Consider the following 17,846-nt stretch of genomic DNA (forward strand, 5'->3'; position numbering starts at 1 on the left):
GGGTTGTTGAAGACTACAACGTTGATAGGCGGGGTGTGGAAGCGCAGTAATGTGTTGAGCTAACCCGTACTAATTGCCCGTGAGGCTTAACCATACAACACCAAAGCATTATGGTGTTGGAATGAAGTAGTGATGACATCAAGTGATATGACTCTGCACGAATGTGTGGGTGTTACCGAACACGTGGCTGGAAACGGACATGTGGGTACGTGAAAACGTAGGGCAGGCTTCGCCTGCCGGTAGAGAATCTCAAATTCAGAGCCATATAAGGCTTTGAATGTTAAATGACAACAGCTTGTCAAAGTTGAACCGAATTTGTCTGGCGGCCATAGCGACGTGGAACCACCTGAATCCATTCCGAACTCAGAAGTGAAACATGTCAGCGCCGATGGTAGTGTGGGGCCTCCCCATGTGAGAGTAGGACACCGCCAGGCATCCAAATAAACAACCCCAGCCCAAAAGGCTGGGGTTTTTTATTTGCATCCCGCCCCATCCCCACCACCAAACCAACACATGCCGTGCCTGCCGCACAACAAAACCCCAACCCACCGCCAAACCAACACATGCCGCAAAACAAAACCTAACCCACCACCAAACCAACACATGCCCCGCCTGCCGCATATCAAACCCACACGCCGAACTGAAGACGTCCATGCAAAGATATGTAAAATTCCTGCACACCATCACGGCGGAGCTAGGCTTATTCTCGTAGCACTTTTATTTCGCTAACACCTAACTCAGTTATCTAAATGGATGAGGGAGACATTATGACTTTAAACACCACGCCCCCAGCACAGCAACAAGAGCAACGACCTGGCCGTGAGGAGCAAATGAGCCCGAAGCCGGAATATGATACTCAAGATTATAAAGCAGCCAGTAAACTACAGGGCAAAGTTGCTTTGATTACTGGTGGCGATAGCGGTATTGGTCGCGCGGTCGCGGTGCACTACGCTCGTGAGGGTGCACAGGTTGCTTTCGTGTATTTAAATGAAGACGAAGATGCGCAGATCACCACTAATGCGCTTGACGACATTGGTGCTGAATCCCTCGCGATCAAAGGTGATTTATCTGAGCCAGAATTTTGTCAGCAAGTGGTACAGAAGATAAATGAGAAGTGGGGCAAGATAGATATTCTAGTGAATAATGCTGGTGAACAGCATCCGCAAAAAGATATCACGTCAATTAGCCCGAGCCAGCTGCAACAAACATTTGCTAGCAACGTATTTGCGATGTTCTACTTAACCCAGAGTGCTTTAAAGTATATGCCCGAAGGCTCAGCCATTATCAATACTACGTCAGTAACCGCCTATAAGGGTAATCCTATCTTATTAGATTATTCTGCGACAAAAGGGGCGGTGACTGCATTCACGCGCTCCCTAGCGATTAATTTAGCGGAACAGAATATTCGTGTGAATGCAGTTGCCCCAGGACCCATTTGGACTCCCCTTATTCCATCAACTTTTGATGAAGAGACTGTCGCTGAGTTTGGCGGCGATACGCCTATGCAACGGCCTGGCCAGCCGGCTGAACTAGGTCCGGCCTATGTGTATTTGGCGTGCAATGACTCCTCATACATGACGGGGCAGGTTTTGCACTTGAATGGTGGCATTGTGGTGAATGGTTAAAAGTCATAGCTCATGGCTAGCCTGAAACCAAATCCACTAGACGGGTGGGTAACGAGCCCACCCGTTTCGCCGTAAAAGCGCACTTCGCGCTCGAATGCATAAGTTAGCCGCGCACTTAGGTTAATTTGACTGGAATGGGTATATCTTGGGCCAAAGGACAACAAAATGTCTTGGCTGCGCATAATTTGAAAAGCTTCATCTTGGTCAAGTCCATAATATCGTGTTTGCCACTTTAAACCGATATCGGCAAGCCAATTGGTATCAAGCTGATAGGAAATAAGTCCTTGCGGCACAGTCAGTTGCCCGCTCCAGTTGTGTCTTTCATTTTCATGTAAAACCATACCGGCCACTGGATAATATTGAGTGTCTGCGGTGTTGGCCAATACACCAGCGCCGAGAACCCAAGCATATAGCTCGTTGGTTTGCCAAATTCCAACTAATTGGGGGTTATAAGTTATGCTGTCGGATTTTAAATTCCCCTGATAGCCTGCAAGAATTCGCAACCGTGGCCACAACGCAATGTGGTCATTGACTGTATACAAATACTGGCCGCCAACTTTGATATGGTTCAAGTGCGTATCGTTAATTAAATTCTGTGTATGTTGATAGCGTCGTTGTTCTGCACTTAGAAGAACAGCTTGAAGGTCAACTAGTACTGCTTGATGGTCGAACTTGCTAATGGGCTGTGAACTGTCACTTGCAGTTTGTTGCCATTCTAACTCAATACTTTGTGCTGCAGCTGGCAAGGCAATTAGCCAAGTTAAGCCAGTTACAAATGCAGCGCTGGTTACTAACTTAGATTGTATTTTCATCTAAACCTCAATGTGGGAGCAGAATCTGAGCGTTCAGTGCTTCAGACAGTTAATGATGGGCTGATTATAAACTGCAAATGATGATGCCGCTTAGGCTTTGCGCTTTATTGAATCGCAGCGTTAAGGTTAGGTATGATATGGACAACTTCAATATGCGTGTGTCGCTCAATGTTAAGTACACAATTTAGCTCGTATCGTATCGATATAGTGGACGCTGAGCTTTACTACGTGCCCAACTGGTTGTCACAACACGATTGCGTTAGCAGTTGGTATCAGCAGCTTGCCGATGAATTGGCATGGCAGCAAGATGAAATCAAGGTGTTTGGAAAGTTACATCGAATACCACGTTTGCAAGCTTGGTATGGTGACGCTGAGGCTAGTTATCGTTACTCCGGCCAATCTATGCAGCCAAGACCTTGGTCATCGAGCCTATCACGTTTACGCCACGCGCTAGCGCACGATCAGCTCGTGTTCAACTCTGTGCTTGCGAACTGGTACCGTGATGGTCACGATAAAATGGGGTGGCATAGTGATAATGAACCAGAGCTTGGGCGCAACCCAACGATAGCGTCAATTTCAGTCGGTAGTAGCAGAACGTTTCAGCTAAAACACCGCATTACTTCAAAGCGTATTGACCTAGAACTCGAGGATGGCAGTCTTTTAATTATGGCTGGACCGATGCAACACTTTTGGCAGCATGCGTTGCCAGCTCGTAAACGAATAAGCCAAGGGCGGATTAACTTAACCTTTCGCCAAGTTGCCCAATTATAGCTATCAGAGTCATCGCCAAGGTTCGCTGGGCAGTAACAGTGCTGACATATACAATAAGGAATTCTATGAACATATCAATGCAAAGCATTATTGAACAAAAATTAGCGGCGCTCGCGCCAACGTTTCTTGAAGTGGCGAATGAAAGCCATATGCATGGGGGACCAGCAACTGAGTCCCATTTCAAAGTGACCTTGGTCACAGAGCAGTTTGAAGGTGAGCGTTTACTGGCGCGGCATCGTAAAGTAAATCAGATACTTGCTACTGAACTTGCTGGTAGTATTCATGCGTTAGCGCTACACACTTATACCCCAGATGAATGGTACAAGCGTCAAAACGCGCCGCAATCTCCTGCCTGTCTGGGGGGGAGCAAGTTAGATCCGTAGCGCTGTTCCCAATGGCAGCAAATCAGATGTGTTCACGCAGTGCTTTGCGCTACACTAGCGCCACGTTAAAAAAAGGTCCTACGGTAAGCTGATGTCAGGTGCATAAGCTGTCATTCGGATCCAATCAGCAGGGAAATCTCATGGTTATTAAGCCTAAAATTCGTGGTTTTATTTGTACAAACGCACACCCAGAAGGCTGTGCTGAGAATGTTCAGCGTCAAATTAAGTATGTGCAACAGCAGCCAGCGCTAGCATCAGCGCCAAAGCGTGTATTAGTCATCGGTAGCTCAACCGGATATGGTTTGGCAACTCGCATCGTTGCAGCTTTCTCTGGCCAAGCTCAAACACTCGGTGTGTGCTTTGAAAAAGAGCCGACTGAAAAGCGCACGGGCACCGCGGGCTGGTACAATACTGCAGCATTCCATCAAGCGGCAGAGAAGGCTTCCTTGTATGCGAAAACTATTAATGGTGATGCGTTTTCTGACGAGCTTAAAGACCAAGTGATTGCAGCGATTAAAGCCGATTTAGGTCAAGTTGATTTGGTCGTGTATAGCTTGGCATCGCCAAAGCGCAAAGACCCTGAGAGCGGAGAAGTATTCAGCTCAACGCTTAAGCCGATTGGTAAGCAATACACCACGAAGACGTATGACACCGACAAAGATAAGGTTCACGATATTACCCTTGAGCCGGCCAACGATGATGAAATCTATAACACCGTTAAAGTGATGGGTGGCGAGGATTGGGGGCGTTGGATAAAAGCTCTACACGCAGCTGGGGTATTGGCCGCTGATTGCAAAACAACTGCGTATACATACATCGGTAAACAGCTTACCTGGCCTATCTACGGGCATGCGACTATTGGTAAAGCAAAAGAAGATTTAGACCGTGCTGCGGCGGCTCTTCGTCACCAATACCAAGATATTAATTTAAGCGCTTATGTCTCGTCTCTTAAAGCATTAGTAACCCAAGCGAGCTCTGCGATTCCGGTCATGCCGCTTTACATCTCTTTGATGTACGGCGTGATGAAGGAAGAAGGTACGCATGAAGGCTGTATTGAGCAGGCCTATCGCTTGTTGACCGAGGGCTTATATCACCCCGCACCGAGCTTAGATGACGCGCATCGTTTACGCATGGATGGCAAAGAAACTAATGACGCTACCCAAGCTAAAATCGAGACCCTTTGGCACCAAGTCACTCAAGATAACTTTCATGAGTTGGCTGACTATAAACAATACCATCAGGACTTTTTAAACCTATTTGGCTTCGGGTTTGAGAATGTTGATTACGATAAGGATGTAGATCCGCGCGTAAAATGGTAACATATTGCACCGAGGTTTAAGCTCCAAGCACATTGGCATGGAAAGCCAATGTAAAAAAATGCTAAAATCTCGTACTTAGGTGTAAGAAGAATTTAAACGCACTCTTGTGGCGCGCTTTGTTGCGTTATCACATAGGGTGCGATTGCGTTTTTTTATTATGGAATTTGGCCTTCAGGCTGAAATAAAGTTTCAATCTTCCCTAAATTGAGTAGTGCTAACGCGTATGATTACGATAAAGAAAGGTTTGGATGTCCCTATTTCTGGGGCGCCACAACAAACTATTGAAGACGGTAAAACCGTCAAATCAGTCGCTGTACTAGGTGAAGAGTACGTGGGAATGCGCCCGACCATGCATGTCCAGGTCGAAGACCGGGTCAAGAAAGGTCAGATTCTTTTTGAGGACAAAAAGAATCCGGGTGTTAAGTTCACGGCTCCTGCAGCTGGTGTAGTTAAAGCCATCAACCGTGGTGCCAAACGGGTATTGCAATCGGTCGTCATTGATATCGACGGTAACGAGCAAGAAACGTTTGCTAAGTTCAGTTCAGCAGAACTTCTGAATTTAAGCCGCGAGCAGGTTCAAACTAACTTGGTTGATTCCGGTATGTGGGTTGCATTGCGCACTCGCCCATACTCGCGTTCACCAAAGTTAGACGCCGAGCCTGAAGCCATTTTCGTTAACGCAATGGATACGAATCCATTAGCGGGCGACCCTGCGCTTGTCATTAACGAACAAAAGCAAGCGTTCGTTGATGGCTTAAAAGTCGTTAGCCGCTTAACTAAGGGCAAGGTTTACGTTGCCTCGGCACCTGATGCAGGTATCGAGCTTGGTGACGCGCCTGTTACCCACGAGACATTCAAAGGCCCACACCCAGCAGGTAATGTCGGCACCCACATCCACTTTTTGGAAGGTGCGGGCTTCAGCTACCAGGTGTGGCATATCAGCTACCAAGACGTCATCGCCTACGGCAAATTGTTCACTACCGGTGAATTATTTACTGATCGCGTTGTTTCTGTAGCAGGGCCTGCGGCAGTTGAGCCTCGCCTAGTGCGCACACGCTTAGGTGCAAGCTTGACCGATCTATTGCAAGGTGAAGTTAAAGAAGGTAACCAACGTGTTGTTTCTGGTTCAGTATTGAACGGTCATAAGGCGGATGGTCCTCACGCATTCTTAGGTCGCTTCCATAACCAAGTGTCTTTGCTTGGTGAGGGTAATGAAAAGCTACCATTTGGATGGATTTGGCCGGGTAAAGAGATGCACTCAATTACACGTGCGTATTTGGGTCATATTTTCCCGAACAAAAAGTTTGATATGAACGCGTCGACCAACGGTTCAATGCGTGCAATGGTTCCAATTGGAAACTATGAGCGCGTTATGCCGCTAGACGTTGTACCAACCTTGTTGTTGCGTGCAATTGTGTCTGGTGACCTTGAGTCCGCTCAGGAATTAGGTTGTTTAGAGCTGGATGAAGAAGATTTGGCATTATGTACTTACGTTTGCCCTGGCAAATATGAGTTCGGTAACGCTCTTCGTAAAGTTCTCACAACGATTGAGAAAGAGGGCTAAGCCATGAGCATTAAGCATTATTTAGAGAAAATCGAACCTCAGTTCGAACCAGGTGGAAAGCACGAGAAGTGGTACGCACTGTATGAAGCGGTTGCCACCATTTTGTACACCCCAGGTATGACGACCAAAGCGACGACTCACGTACGTGACAGCATCGACTTGAAGCGTATTATGATCTTCGTATGGATGATGACATTCCCTGCGATGTTCTGGGGTATGTGGAACGTTGGTTATCAAGCAAACTTAGCTGTTTTAGACGGTTACCAATTAGCTGAAATCTGGCAAGTAGGGCTGTTCCAAGCCCTTGGCGGTGAGTTAGGTGCTGATGCTGGTTGGGGTACCATGATGTGGTACGGCGCCTGTTTCTTCCTGCCAATTTATGCGGTTACCTTCGCGGTCGGCGGTTTCTGGGAAGTATTATTTGCTTCTATTCGTAAGCACGAAGTTAACGAAGGCTTCTTCGTTACCTCGGTTCTGTTTGCGTTAATTCTGCCGGCAACCATTCCGTTATGGCAAGTTGCGCTAGGTATTACCTTCGGTATCGTAGTGGGTAAAGAAATCTTCGGTGGTACTGGCCGTAACTTCTTGAACCCTGCACTGACAGGTCGTGCGTTCTTATACTTCTCGTTCCCAGCTGCTATTTCTGGCGACCAAGTATGGACTGCGGTAGACGGTTACGCGGGTGCTACGAAACTAACTCAAGCCTTCCAAGGTGACTTAGACTACTCCAACATGGCGCTATGGTGGGACGCGTTCTTAGGCCGTATCCCAGGTTCTGTTGGTGAAGTGTCAACCTTAATGGTATTGCTTGGTGGTGCGGCGCTGATTTATTTCCGTATCGCTTCTTGGCGCATCGTCGGCGGCGTATTCGTCGGTATGGTGTTGTTCTCAGGTTTACTGAACCTGATTGGTAGTGATACCAACCATATGTTTGCGATGCCGTGGTACTGGCACTTAGCAGTAGGTGGGTTTGCATTCGGTATGATGTTTATGGCAACTGACCCAGTGTCGGCGTCATATACAAACAGTGCTAAATGGGCGTACGGTATTCTGATTGGTTTCATGACCGTGATGATCCGTGTCATTAACCCAGCATTCCCAGAAGGTATTATGCTAGCGATTCTATTTGCCAACGTATTTGCACCGTTGTTTGACCACTTCGTAGTGCAGGCGAATGTGAAGCGGAGGAAGTTGCGTCATGTCTAATAAGAATGAGACATTAGGAAAAACGTTTACGGTAATCATCGCGCTATGTTTAGTGTGTTCGATTGTCGTTTCGGGAGCCGCGGTTGGTTTGAAAGACCGCCAAGAAGCAAACGCAGCGTTGGCAATGCAACGTAACGTATTGCAAACCGCGGGTATCGACACGCGTGGTCAAGACATCCCGACTATCTATAGTCAGCGCGTTCGCGAGTTTCGTTTAAACCTTGAAACCAACGAATTGACTTCAGCTGGTGAAGACGACTTGGCAGAAGCTGCTGACGTTGAAAACCAAGGCGAAGTTAAACGTCGCTTAGGTGGTAGTGAAGACATCGCAGGTGTGCGTGATTTAGAACAACGCACAATGTTCTACATTGCTTATGAAGAAGATGGCGAGACCGTTAAAGCGTATATTTTACCGGTCCGCGGTGCTGGCTTATGGGGCATGATGTATGCCTTGCTGGCACTCGAGCCAGACGCACAGACCATCGCTGGTTTGAACTTCTACGAGCATGCAGAAACGCCTGGTTTAGGTGGTGAAATCACGAACCCGCGTTGGGTGAACAATTTCATTGGCAAGCAAGCGGTGGATGAGGACGGCAACATTCTAATTCGTGTCACTAAGGGTGCTAACCCTGAAAACAACGAAGTAGATGCGTTGGCTGGTGCAACCATTACCAGTAATGGTGTGGACAACACGTTCCAATTCTGGCTTAGCGAAACGGCCTATGGTCCATTCCTGCGAACGTTGCGTGAAGGAGAACTGTAATGGCGAGCGCAAAAGAAATGAAACAGGTGTTGTTTGGCCCAATTTTCGCCAACAACCCTATCGCTTTGCAAATCTTGGGTGTCTGTTCTGCGCTAGCGGTAACCGGTAGCTTAGAAAATACCTTTGTAATGTGTTTGGCGGTGACCTTTGTATTGGCACTGTCAAACTTCTCTATCTCATTAATTCGTAACCACATTCCTTCGAGTGTACGGATTATCGTGCAAATGACGATTATTGCGTCATTGGTTATAGTAGTTGACCAACTTCTGAAAGCTTTTGCGTATGACATCGCGCAAGAGCTATCGGTATTCGTTGGTCTTATTATCACCAACTGTATCGTCATGGGTCGTGCAGAAGCATTTGCGATGAAAGAGCCACCGTTTAAGTCATTGCTTGACGGTGTTGGTAACGCGCTAGGTTATTCTGTCGTGTTGCTAACCGTTGCTTTCTTCCGTGAGCTATTTGGTTCAGGCAGCTTGTTTGGTATCCAAATCTTGCCTCTGGTCACAGAGGGTGGCTGGTACACGCCAGTCGGTTTGTTGGTATTGCCACCAAGTGCGTTCTTTATTATCGGCGGCTTTATCTGGGTACTCCGTACCTTCCGCACTGAGCAAGTAGAAGCGAAGGAGTAAGCAGATGGAACATTATTTATCGATGCTAGTGCGCACGATTTTCATTGAAAATTTAGCACTTTCATTCTTCCTTGGTATGTGTACTTTCTTAGCAGTATCAAAGAAAGTTACTACAGCAATGGGCTTAGGCGTTGCGGTTATCGTTGTACTGGGTATCGCAGTACCGATTAACAACTTGGTCAATACGTATGTATTGGCGCCAGGTGCATTGTCGTGGGCTGGTTTTGCTGATGCGGACTTAAGCTTCCTGCGTTTCTTGACCTTTATCGGTGTGATTGCAGCATTGGTACAGATTCTTGAAATGGCACTCGACAAGTTCTTGCCGTCGCTATACAACGCACTGGGGATTTTCCTTCCCTTGATTACCGTAAACTGCGCCATCTTCGGTGGTGTGTTGTTCATGGTTGAGCGTGACTATAGCTTCACCGAGAGTATTGTTTACGGTGTTGGTAGTGGTATTGGCTGGGCGTTAGCAATTACGCTTTTAGCGGCTGTACGCGAGAAGCTGAAATATGCGGATATTCCTGACGGTTTACGTGGTCTGGGTATCACTTTTATCAGCACTGGCTTAATCGGTTTGGGCTTTATGTCGTTCTCTGGCGTATCGCTGTAAAAGCCTTGGTTGTAACGAAACAGGAATAAAAGGAACAAGTCGATGCAAGAAATATATCTTGGCGTAGGCCTGTTCACCATTATCGTATTAGCTTTGGTCTTAGTGATTATGTTCGCAAAGTCAAAGCTGGTACCTTCTGGTGACGTAGAAATCATTATCAATGATGATCCAGATAAGAAAATTACCACTCAGCCTGGTACTAAATTGTTAGGTGCCTTGGCTAACTCAGGTATTTTCGTATCTTCAGCTTGTGGTGGCGGCGGTTCATGCGGTCAGTGTATCGTTCACATTAAAGAGGGTGGCGGTGAAATTCTGCCAACCGAGCGTGACCATATTTCTCGCGGTGAAGCGCGTGAAGGTGCGCGTTTGTCGTGCCAGGTAAACGTCAAGCAGAACATGAAGATCGAGCTTCCTGAAGAAGTATTCGGTATCAAAAAGTGGGATTGTACAGTTCGCTCGAATGATAACGTTGCGACGTTTATCAAAGAGTTGGTGCTTGAAATTCCAGACGGTGAGTCAGTACCTTTCCGAGCGGGTGGTTACATCCAGATTGAAGCCCCAGCGCACCATGTGAAGTTCAAAGACTTTGAAATCGAAGAGCAATACCGTGGCGATTGGGAGCGTTTCAAGCTATTTGATCTCGAGTCGAAAGTGGACGAAGAAACTATCCGTGCTTACTCGATGGCTAACTACCCAGAGGAAGAAGGTATCATTATGTTGAACGTGCGTATTGCTACGCCGCCACCTAATGATATGACGCTGCCGCCAGGTAAAATGTCATCTTTCATCTTTAACTTGAAAGCTGGTGACAAAGCTACAATTTCAGGTCCGTTTGGTGAGTTCTTTGCCAAAGAAACTGAAGCTGAAATGGTCTTCGTTGGTGGTGGTGCAGGTATGGCGCCAATGCGCTCGCACATTTTCGACCAATTACGTCGTCTGAATTCAAAGCGTAAGATTTCTTTCTGGTACGGTGCTCGTTCTAAGCGTGAAATGTTCTATGTAGAAGATTTCGACATGCTGGCTGATGAGAACGAAAACTTTGAATGGCATGTTGCCTTGTCAGATCCAACTGAAGAGGACAACTGGAGTGGTTACACAGGCTTTATTCATAACGTATTGTTTGAAAATTACCTGAAAGACCACCCTGCACCTGAGGACTGTGAGTTCTACATGTGTGGTCCGCCGGTGATGAACGCGGCCGTTATCAACATGCTAAAAGACTTAGGTGTTGAAGACGAGAACATCATGCTTGATGACTTCGGTGGTTAATTAATCGCCTTGTTGAAAAAGCCAGCAGTTGCTGGCTTTTTTTATCTCTGAGTTTTGAGGTGAATTTGGTGGCTGGAATGGGTTACAATAGCGCCAGTTCTCTAACGCATTGAGGTTGTAATGCAGACATTTTTGTTAGTCTTCGTGATGATGCTTGTGGTTTTTGTTGCAATGGGTATCGGGTATATCATTCAACGCAAAAGTATTTCAGGTAGCTGTGGCGGCTTAGGTGCAATGGGCATCGAGAAAGCGTGCGATTGTGACAACCCGTGTGAAGAGCGAAAGGCGCGCATGGCCAAACATGAGCGCCAGAAAAAGATTAAAGAGTGGCAGAAAAACCAGATTAACTAGTCATTCAGCACAAAGCGATATAATGACTCAGGTGACAAGCTAAAACATGTGTTGCCAGCAACGCAGCTCAATTGCTGTGTTGCTGTATCCAGCAGTTGCCATTCTTCCCCTTGGCTCTGACGCCATGCGACGCCACTTTGATTGGCGACCACAATGTAGTCTCCATGCACCTGCAAATTAGTCAGTACACCGCTTAAACCTTGTACTTCACTCGCTTCCGCTTCACGATTGTGCCAACGCCATATCACTGCACTCGCGTTCTCATCTTCCAGGTCTCCACCGGTGAATAATATCTCGCGATTGGAAAGTGGGTAAACCGCGGTAATTGCAGGGCGTTGTCCGCGAATAGGGGTGCTATGCACGTTAAAGCGTAAGGCGTTGGTGGACTTTAGCATTAACCGCGCTGATTCGCCGTAAGCGGAACCCATCGCCCACGTATCGTTGGCGTAGTGCACACAACTAGCAGATTCTGAAAACGCACCCTCGCCAGGCTGCAGGCTCTGGTCAAACCCACTGCGAGAGGCCAGCCAGCGGCGGCCATTGGTACTGCGCACGACGTGCCAACTATCATTATGGCCATCGCCAAGTACCCAAGCTTCTGCATCTGGAATCAAATCAAAGCAGCGCAAGGTCTCGCTGCCATTCGCCCGATACACACGATTCCAGCTAAAGCCACCATTGCGCGTGTGGTAGAGGCGTGAATCGGTGCCTCTGCCTTGGGTTAGGGCAAATGCTTGGCGATCATCGATAGCTTTAATTTGCGAAATCGGTAACGGATTGCTGCCTGTAGGCTGTGAAACACTCCAATTCGCACCACCGTCTTCAGAACGTGCGATATGGCCATGGCTGCTACCGAGCCAAATGATTTGTTGGTCACTCGCCGATAACGCGCTCCATTGCACGTCAGTGCTGGTTGATGGCAGCTCCACCGGTGTTGCAGAAGCATAAGCACACACCGTTAAGGGAAATAGGGCGACAGTGGAGCAAATAATTTGCAACGGATGGGACATGACAACCTCTTAGCTAATTTTTTTCAGAACTCAGGGCTATGGTATAGTGTCGCATAGCATTAAGCTAATTCAATTCATTACGTGTGTGGATTAGCAATGGATTGCAAACCGCGTTGCGATACTTTCCCTTTTTACGAGTATAGGATTCTAGATGCTACGAATCGTCACCATTCTTGGAACCATATTGTTATCCACCGGCGCTAGTGCCGGACAATCAGAGCCTGCTCCCTGGCACTGGCTGGAGGGTAATTTCTCCAATTACCAATATACAGTTAGTAATCCTGAGGCTGGCTACTCGCCGGTTCTCTTTACGTTTACTAACCTTGAGCATAATGATGATGACGATGTGCTGGTACTGGCTCAGCAGTTTCATTTGTTCGATCAAACGTTACCGCTGCGTCAGCAAATTCTGCGCTTTACTCCGCGCCGTCAGGGGTGGCGTCAAGAAGTCTACGATTTAGAACCAGAACTTCTACTAGGCGATGTGTTAGACGAGGATAACTGGCAACATTTGGCCGGTTGCCGTTATGAGTGGCGTAAAGAAGGTGAGGAGTTCATCGGCGCGACAGACCCTGGGCGTTGTTTCTTTGTCGTGCAAGGGCAGGACGTGCGGGTTGGGGTAGCAACCACCATGCGTTTGAGCCGAAATAATCTTTGGGTGGATGATACGTTAGTCGCTGACGAAGCATTCTTAGCGGCACGTGACGCTAGCGATATCCGCACACACTTTCAACGCTTGACCTATTTTGCTGGTGAGATTCAATACCGACCGCGTCATGATAGTGAGTGGCAGCAGGTAGAGCTAGCCAATGACTTACATGACCAAGGGACCTTGATTGGCCTAATCGACCCTAGCAGTGGTTTGGAATTGCGGTATCAGTTGGAGTTAGTGCGGGAGCATGACTACGTGCAATTAAAAATCTATGATATTACCCGTCAAGACTATATTCATAGTGTCGAACACCCGCTGGGTCAGGTGATTCAGTTTGAGTCGGCAAATTTGACTTTCGAACTAGCGCCTCTTCCGTGAGGCGCTTTGCTATTTTACTCTGCGCTTAAATTGATTTCAGCGGCATAGTTGATAACTTGAGCCATACGTTGTGCAGAGTGATGTAGCTGCTGACGAATGACGACACGGGCTTGCTCAACATAGGCATCAGACAGCGGCTCACCTTCCTGCATACCGCCGTAGGCGTACTCGCGCGCTAGCATATTGGCTTCGGTCGCCCATGATTTAACAGCCTCATACCAATCCTGCGGATCGTCTGGTAACGCCTGCTCGGCGGCAAATTGCTCTGGCGTTGGCAGGTCTTTCTCGACCAAAATTAAAGTGTCCCAGGTGCGGTGTAAATTTTGTTCTTCGCCGTTGAACTCGACAATGGTGTCATTACCGCCACGGTCGCGAGCAAAACCAAGATGCAGAGGCTGATGCATATCCGTAATCCAGTGCGTGATCTTACGTAATTGGTCTGCCTGCTCTGACGGGTCTGCCGTAGGGTCCAATAACACGTCTAACGCGTCGAACGTTGCACCAACCACACAGCGGCGATTAGGGCAGTCGCGTTGCATATCAATCTCGGTGGCATGCGGTGGGATATTCGCAAAATGAAGCGGACCTAAAGCCCATCCTTCCTCGGTACCACGCACTCGGTCGGCCCATGTGGTCGCAGTGGCCAATGACTCTTCTTCGAGATAGGCTAATTTACTATCAACCCATGCTCTTGCTTCAGGTGTCAAATATGCGTACGTGGTATGACCGATAAACTCATGCCCGGCAAAGCCCCAAGCATGTGCATCTTGGATTGAGCTTAGTTGAGCACCAATCGCAAATAATCCAATACCAAGCGTCAAGCTGGCTTTACAATTAACGACTTTGTGCATCCAAAGATTCTCCTGTGATATGGCTACTTGCATCACTCATTAAATACAAATAAGTCGGCATAATATCCGCCGCGGTTTTCAGCAGGCTTTTGTCTTCTGCTGGATACGCTTTAGAACGCATCGCGGTATTGGTAGCGCCTGGATTGATAACGTTGACGCGTAGGTTCGAATTTTCATACTCGTCAGCTAGCACCTGAGCCATGCCTTCAGTGGCGAACTTCGACACTGCGTAAGGGCCCCAGTGCGCGCGTCCAGTGCGACCTACGCCTGATGAGGTAAATACCACCGAAGGCTGAGGTGCCGCCATCAGTACCGGTAACAAAGCCTTGGTCATCATAAATTGTGCAGTAACATTTACCTGCATAATGTCTTGCCATGTTGGCAAGTCAATTTGGCCGAAAGGTGATAACACGCCGAGTAGACTGGCATTGTGTAACAATCCATCCAGGCGCCCAAATTGGTCCATAATAGTGGCGGCCATATCCCGATAGTTAGCTTCGGTGGCGCCTTTCATGTCCAGCGGAATAATTGCTGGTTGTGGGCCACCAGACTGCTCAATGGCATCGTACACGGCTTCTAGTTTGGCCACAGTGCGGCCTAATAAAATAACGGTCGCGCCATGGCGAGCAAATGTGATGGCGGCTTCTTTGCCAATGCCATCGCCAGCCCCAGTGACCAGAATAACTTTGTCACGTAAGGCATTTTCAGGTGCGGTAAAAGTTTGATGTGACTGCATAGCTAATGATAGTTGTGAAAAGTTGTGCCATAGTGTACCTGTAATTTAAATCTATCTCAGCTGTTGCTAAGAATTTGTCAGAAAAACCTTTAATATTGCTTGTTTGGGGTGTATAAATTCTGTAAATACTCAGCACATCAGAGTAAGCTCAGCGGCGGCAGTTGTTAAATAACTGTTGGCCAATTGAATTTTGTACACATGGTAAACCGCTCAATCAAGTAACGTCAGTCAGGCAAGATAAGTACCGTAATCATGGGGATGTTTAGCAAATAAGTGATTACTTCTGCTGGGTTACTTAAGGGCGCAATATAAACAGCCATTCGGCTGCCAATAATTAGAACAACAAGGATTGGGGACACCTCATGAAAAAACTATTGCTTTCCGTAGCTGTAGGTTCTGCACTTGGGCTTACCGCCTGCGTCGCTGATGGCGATGATGCGCCGGTAACTCAAGAAGAAGCGCGCACACCGTTCACCCGGGTAGTATTTGACCCTGCAAACGGTCAATTACCAATTCCCAGCGATATCCTGCTTGGTGGCACCACTGACGGTACACTGAACATTCCAGTGTCTGACCCAACTAATTTTGGCGACCCTCAGGTTGCGATTAACTCGTTAGATGGCTGGTCGACGACTATGCCACTGACGTTTAACTTTGCGTATGCTCAGGACAGTCAAGGTAATCGAGTAGCCATCAATGGCCAATCGGTGACATCACCTGGTGGTATTCGTATTTTTAAAACTGTGATGGGCGGTGATACTCGTGATGCAGAATGTGCAACACGTCCAGCTGGTACAGCCTGTCGAGTTGTTGGTGAGTTGGAATATGGTCCGGAAAACGACTTTATCGTGACCTACGCAAATCGCACTGCGACAGTAGTTCCAGTACGTCCATTAGAACCTAAAACTGGTTATTTAGTGGTGCTGACTGATGGTATCACTGACGAATTAGGTCGCGCGGTACGCCCATCGCAAACTTATGCAGTTGCACGTAACCCTGATGTGACTCTAGACGGTGAAGGCGCAGGTCTACAAAATGTGATTCGCAGTTACGAGGCGGCATTAAGCAGCTTCGGTTTGTCGCCAAGCCGTTACGCCTATGCTTCTGGCTTTACGACCCAATCAGTTGATGATGTATTGCAAACCGTTCAAGGTTTGATGTCTGTTGGCCAGATTCCAGTTGGCGCGATTCAGGCACAAAACACAGGTAACTCCGTAGCGGACGCTTTAGTTGCGGCGGGCGCTATTACTTCGCCATCGCAAGCAGCAACGATTGCAAGCGCGGCGGACTTATATGGCGGCCAGTTCAGCGCCCCATATTTTAGCCCAATCCCGACAGAGGGAAATCCAGCAGCGCCACGTACAGGTTTCTGGCAAGCGCAGTTCATCAGCGTGGCAAGTATTGTCACTGCATTGCGTGGTGGTAATGAAAGTTGTGCTGGTGATGTTGCAGTAGCTGATTTGCTGCCTTTAATGGAGCGTCCCGAAGATGCGAACCCAGAAAACCCGCAAAGCCTAGCGGGGCAAATTCAATTTGCTGTTGCTGCGGCTGATGAAGATGGCGCCGGTGCCGTGCTTGCTTGCCTGGATGCAAATCGTAACTTGACCAAATTTAACCCGATTCCGGCAGTGCGCGCGTTTAAAAACTTGCCGTTTGTGATGTCGGTGCCGAATGTAGCAGTCGTCAATGTGATTCGCCAAAGCATGGAAATGCCGACAATCAGCGAGCCTGAAGACGGCTGGCCAGTTGTGATTTTCCAACACGGCATTGGTGGCGACAAAGAACAGGCGCTAGCCATTGCAGGAACTTTAGCTTTATCTGGTCAAGCGATGATCGCGATTGACCACCCGTTGCATGGCGCGCGTGACTTTGGCAGCAGCCAGTTCAATGCAGGCTCTGATCCAACTGCGTATTTGAACTTGTCTAGCTTACTGACAGCCCGTGACAACTTACGTCAAAGCACCTCTGACTTATTGGCATTACGTCACGCGTTAGGACAAGGTGGTTCGAACTTTGGTGGTGCCAATATTGATGGTGACAACGTGAAGTTTATCGGCCACTCGTTAGGTGCCATCGTAGGTACAAACTTCCTGGCAGTGGCGAACTCGCCTCATATGTTCAGCGAGCAAGCTGCACAGCTAGGTGTCAGCTTTGACGTCGACGTTGCAGCACTGGGCATGCCAGGTGGCGGTATCGCGTCGTTCTTATTAGAGTCGCAGCAGTTCGGTCCTGTGATTGGTGGTTTACTGTCGTATCAGCAAATCGCGCCATTCCGTCAAGCAGCAAATGCGGCGATTGAAAACAACGGTGGACCTGCACCAGGTAGCGCTGCGTTTAACACCTTTATCGCGCAATTCTACGTGCAATTCTTTGCCGAAGCCCCAGCTGCATTGGTTGCGGCGCGTGACGAATTGTTAACTCAGTTCCGCTTCGCTGCACAAACCGTGATCGATTCATCGGATCCGGTGAACTATGCTGCATTAGCGCGTTCAACTGAGATCCCGATGATTCTTATCCAGGCAGACGGTGACACTGTGATTCCAAATACCACGGCGTATCCAACTGCCGGTACGGCGCCACTAGCTCGTCTGTTGGGCCTACCAGTGGTGACAGAATCTGTTATGGGCGAAGAGCCAGTGTCAGCTTACTTACGCTATGTTGATGCGACGCATGGTTCACTATTGTCGCCAGGTAACACCGAAGTCGAAGCACGTGTATTGCAAAGTATTCAGCAAACTGTTGGTGTCTACATGCAATCTAACGGTTTAGTCTTAGCGGTTGATGAAGACGAACTGCGCTAAACAGCTCTAAACGAATAAGAAGCCAGCTATACGCTGGCTTTTTTTTTGCCATTTGTGTTGAGTTTTAAGCATCTAGAGATACCAAGCTCGCTTAGACATACTGCTAGTTT

17 protein-coding genes and 2 rRNA genes are annotated in these 17,846 nt (G+C 48.0%); 15 read left to right on the forward strand and 4 right to left on the reverse strand.

The window, feature by feature from the left end:
* The 3 genes from CWE07_RS08440 to CWE07_RS08450 all read left to right on the forward strand — a co-directional run.
* Window positions 1–94 (forward strand): 23S ribosomal RNA (locus CWE07_RS08440); the annotation flags it as partial.
* A gap of 224 nt (window positions 95–318) precedes the next feature.
* Window positions 319–434 (forward strand): 5S ribosomal RNA (gene rrf, locus CWE07_RS08445).
* Window positions 435–767: 333 nt separating this feature from the next.
* Window positions 768–1,625, forward strand: coding sequence for an SDR family oxidoreductase (locus CWE07_RS08450; RefSeq protein ID WP_111569592.1), 858 nt, complete (start codon window positions 768–770; stop codon window positions 1,623–1,625).
* On the opposite strand, the gene CWE07_RS08455 is transcribed toward CWE07_RS08450, so the two are convergent.
* Entirely contained in the window at window positions 1,622–2,437 is an 816-nt protein-coding gene (locus tag CWE07_RS08455; RefSeq protein ID WP_111569591.1) for a hypothetical protein, read from the reverse strand. The genes CWE07_RS08450 and CWE07_RS08455 overlap by 4 nt on opposite strands.
* A 132-nt stretch (window positions 2,438–2,569) precedes the next feature.
* Between CWE07_RS08455 and CWE07_RS08460 the strand changes: the two genes are divergently transcribed.
* The 10 genes from CWE07_RS08460 to nqrM all read left to right on the forward strand — a co-directional run bounded on the left by CWE07_RS08460 (window position 2,570) and on the right by nqrM (window position 11,308).
* Window positions 2,570–3,208: an alpha-ketoglutarate-dependent dioxygenase AlkB family protein gene (locus tag CWE07_RS08460; RefSeq protein WP_241974108.1), complete on the forward strand. Its 639-nt coding sequence runs from the start codon at window positions 2,570–2,572 to the stop codon at window positions 3,206–3,208.
* 71 nt (window positions 3,209–3,279) lie between these two features.
* The gene (locus CWE07_RS08465) at window positions 3,280–3,591 is read left to right on the forward strand and encodes a BolA family protein (RefSeq protein ID WP_111569601.1); all 312 of its coding nucleotides are present in this window, start codon (window positions 3,280–3,282) and stop codon (window positions 3,589–3,591) included.
* A 140-nt stretch (window positions 3,592–3,731) separates the two neighbouring features.
* The gene (fabV, locus tag CWE07_RS08470; protein WP_111569589.1) at window positions 3,732–4,910 is read left to right on the forward strand and encodes an enoyl-ACP reductase FabV; all 1,179 of its coding nucleotides are present in this window, start codon (window positions 3,732–3,734) and stop codon (window positions 4,908–4,910) included.
* A gap of 223 nt (window positions 4,911–5,133) precedes the next feature.
* Window positions 5,134–6,474 carry a Na(+)-translocating NADH-quinone reductase subunit A gene (locus CWE07_RS08475; RefSeq protein WP_111569588.1) on the forward strand — a complete coding sequence of 447 codons (1,341 nt, stop codon included), beginning with the start codon at window positions 5,134–5,136 and terminating at the stop codon, window positions 6,472–6,474.
* Between the two features lie 3 nt (window positions 6,475–6,477).
* Window positions 6,478–7,680, forward strand: a complete 1,203-nt coding sequence (locus CWE07_RS08480; RefSeq protein WP_111569587.1) for an NADH:ubiquinone reductase (Na(+)-transporting) subunit B — start codon at window positions 6,478–6,480, stop codon at window positions 7,678–7,680.
* Window positions 7,673–8,443: a Na(+)-translocating NADH-quinone reductase subunit C gene (locus CWE07_RS08485; RefSeq protein ID WP_111569586.1), complete on the forward strand. Its 771-nt coding sequence runs from the start codon at window positions 7,673–7,675 to the stop codon at window positions 8,441–8,443. The genes CWE07_RS08480 and CWE07_RS08485 overlap by 8 nt, the downstream gene beginning before the upstream one ends.
* Entirely contained in the window at window positions 8,443–9,075 is a 633-nt protein-coding gene (locus tag CWE07_RS08490) for an NADH:ubiquinone reductase (Na(+)-transporting) subunit D (RefSeq protein WP_111569585.1), read from the forward strand. The genes CWE07_RS08485 and CWE07_RS08490 overlap by 1 nt, the downstream gene beginning before the upstream one ends.
* A gap of 4 nt (window positions 9,076–9,079) precedes the next feature.
* Window positions 9,080–9,688 (forward strand): NADH:ubiquinone reductase (Na(+)-transporting) subunit E, encoded by a 609-nt coding sequence (gene nqrE, locus CWE07_RS08495; RefSeq protein ID WP_111569584.1) that lies wholly within the window; start codon window positions 9,080–9,082, stop codon window positions 9,686–9,688.
* 42 nt (window positions 9,689–9,730) lie between these two features.
* Window positions 9,731–10,957 (forward strand): NADH:ubiquinone reductase (Na(+)-transporting) subunit F, encoded by a 1,227-nt coding sequence (gene nqrF, locus CWE07_RS08500; protein WP_111569583.1) that lies wholly within the window; start codon window positions 9,731–9,733, stop codon window positions 10,955–10,957.
* Window positions 10,958–11,077: 120 nt separating this feature from the next.
* On the forward strand, window positions 11,078–11,308 hold the full coding sequence (gene nqrM / locus CWE07_RS08505) for a (Na+)-NQR maturation NqrM (protein WP_111569582.1): 231 nt from the start codon (window positions 11,078–11,080) through the stop codon (window positions 11,306–11,308).
* Here the strand turns inward: nqrM and CWE07_RS08510 are convergent.
* Window positions 11,305–12,318, reverse strand: a complete 1,014-nt coding sequence (locus CWE07_RS08510) for a WD40/YVTN/BNR-like repeat-containing protein (RefSeq protein WP_126818993.1) — start codon at window positions 12,316–12,318, stop codon at window positions 11,305–11,307. The two genes, nqrM and CWE07_RS08510, sit on opposite strands and share 4 nt — an antisense overlap.
* A 151-nt stretch (window positions 12,319–12,469) precedes the next feature.
* On the opposite strand from CWE07_RS08510, the gene CWE07_RS08515 reads away from it, so the two are divergent.
* On the forward strand, window positions 12,470–13,348 hold the full coding sequence (locus CWE07_RS08515) for a CpcT/CpeT family chromophore lyase (protein WP_111569580.1): 879 nt from the start codon (window positions 12,470–12,472) through the stop codon (window positions 13,346–13,348).
* A gap of 14 nt (window positions 13,349–13,362) precedes the next feature.
* On the opposite strand, the gene CWE07_RS08520 is transcribed toward CWE07_RS08515, so the two are convergent.
* Window positions 13,363–14,199, reverse strand: a complete 837-nt coding sequence (locus CWE07_RS08520) for a S1/P1 nuclease (RefSeq protein ID WP_157983252.1) — start codon at window positions 14,197–14,199, stop codon at window positions 13,363–13,365.
* Window positions 14,183–14,935, reverse strand: a complete 753-nt coding sequence (locus tag CWE07_RS08525) for a YciK family oxidoreductase (RefSeq protein WP_111569578.1) — start codon at window positions 14,933–14,935, stop codon at window positions 14,183–14,185. Before CWE07_RS08525 ends, CWE07_RS08520 begins: the two co-directional genes overlap by 17 nt.
* A 362-nt stretch (window positions 14,936–15,297) precedes the next feature.
* On the opposite strand from CWE07_RS08525, the gene CWE07_RS08530 reads away from it, so the two are divergent.
* Window positions 15,298–17,736, forward strand: coding sequence for a VolA/Pla-1 family phospholipase (locus CWE07_RS08530; RefSeq protein ID WP_111569577.1), 2,439 nt, complete (start codon window positions 15,298–15,300; stop codon window positions 17,734–17,736).
* The last annotated feature ends 110 nt before the right edge of the window (window positions 17,737–17,846 follow it).

Origin of the sequence: Aliidiomarina maris, from assembly GCF_003987335.1 — a bacterium.
GTDB classification, from domain to species: Bacteria; Pseudomonadota; Gammaproteobacteria; order Enterobacterales; family Alteromonadaceae; genus Aliidiomarina; species Aliidiomarina maris.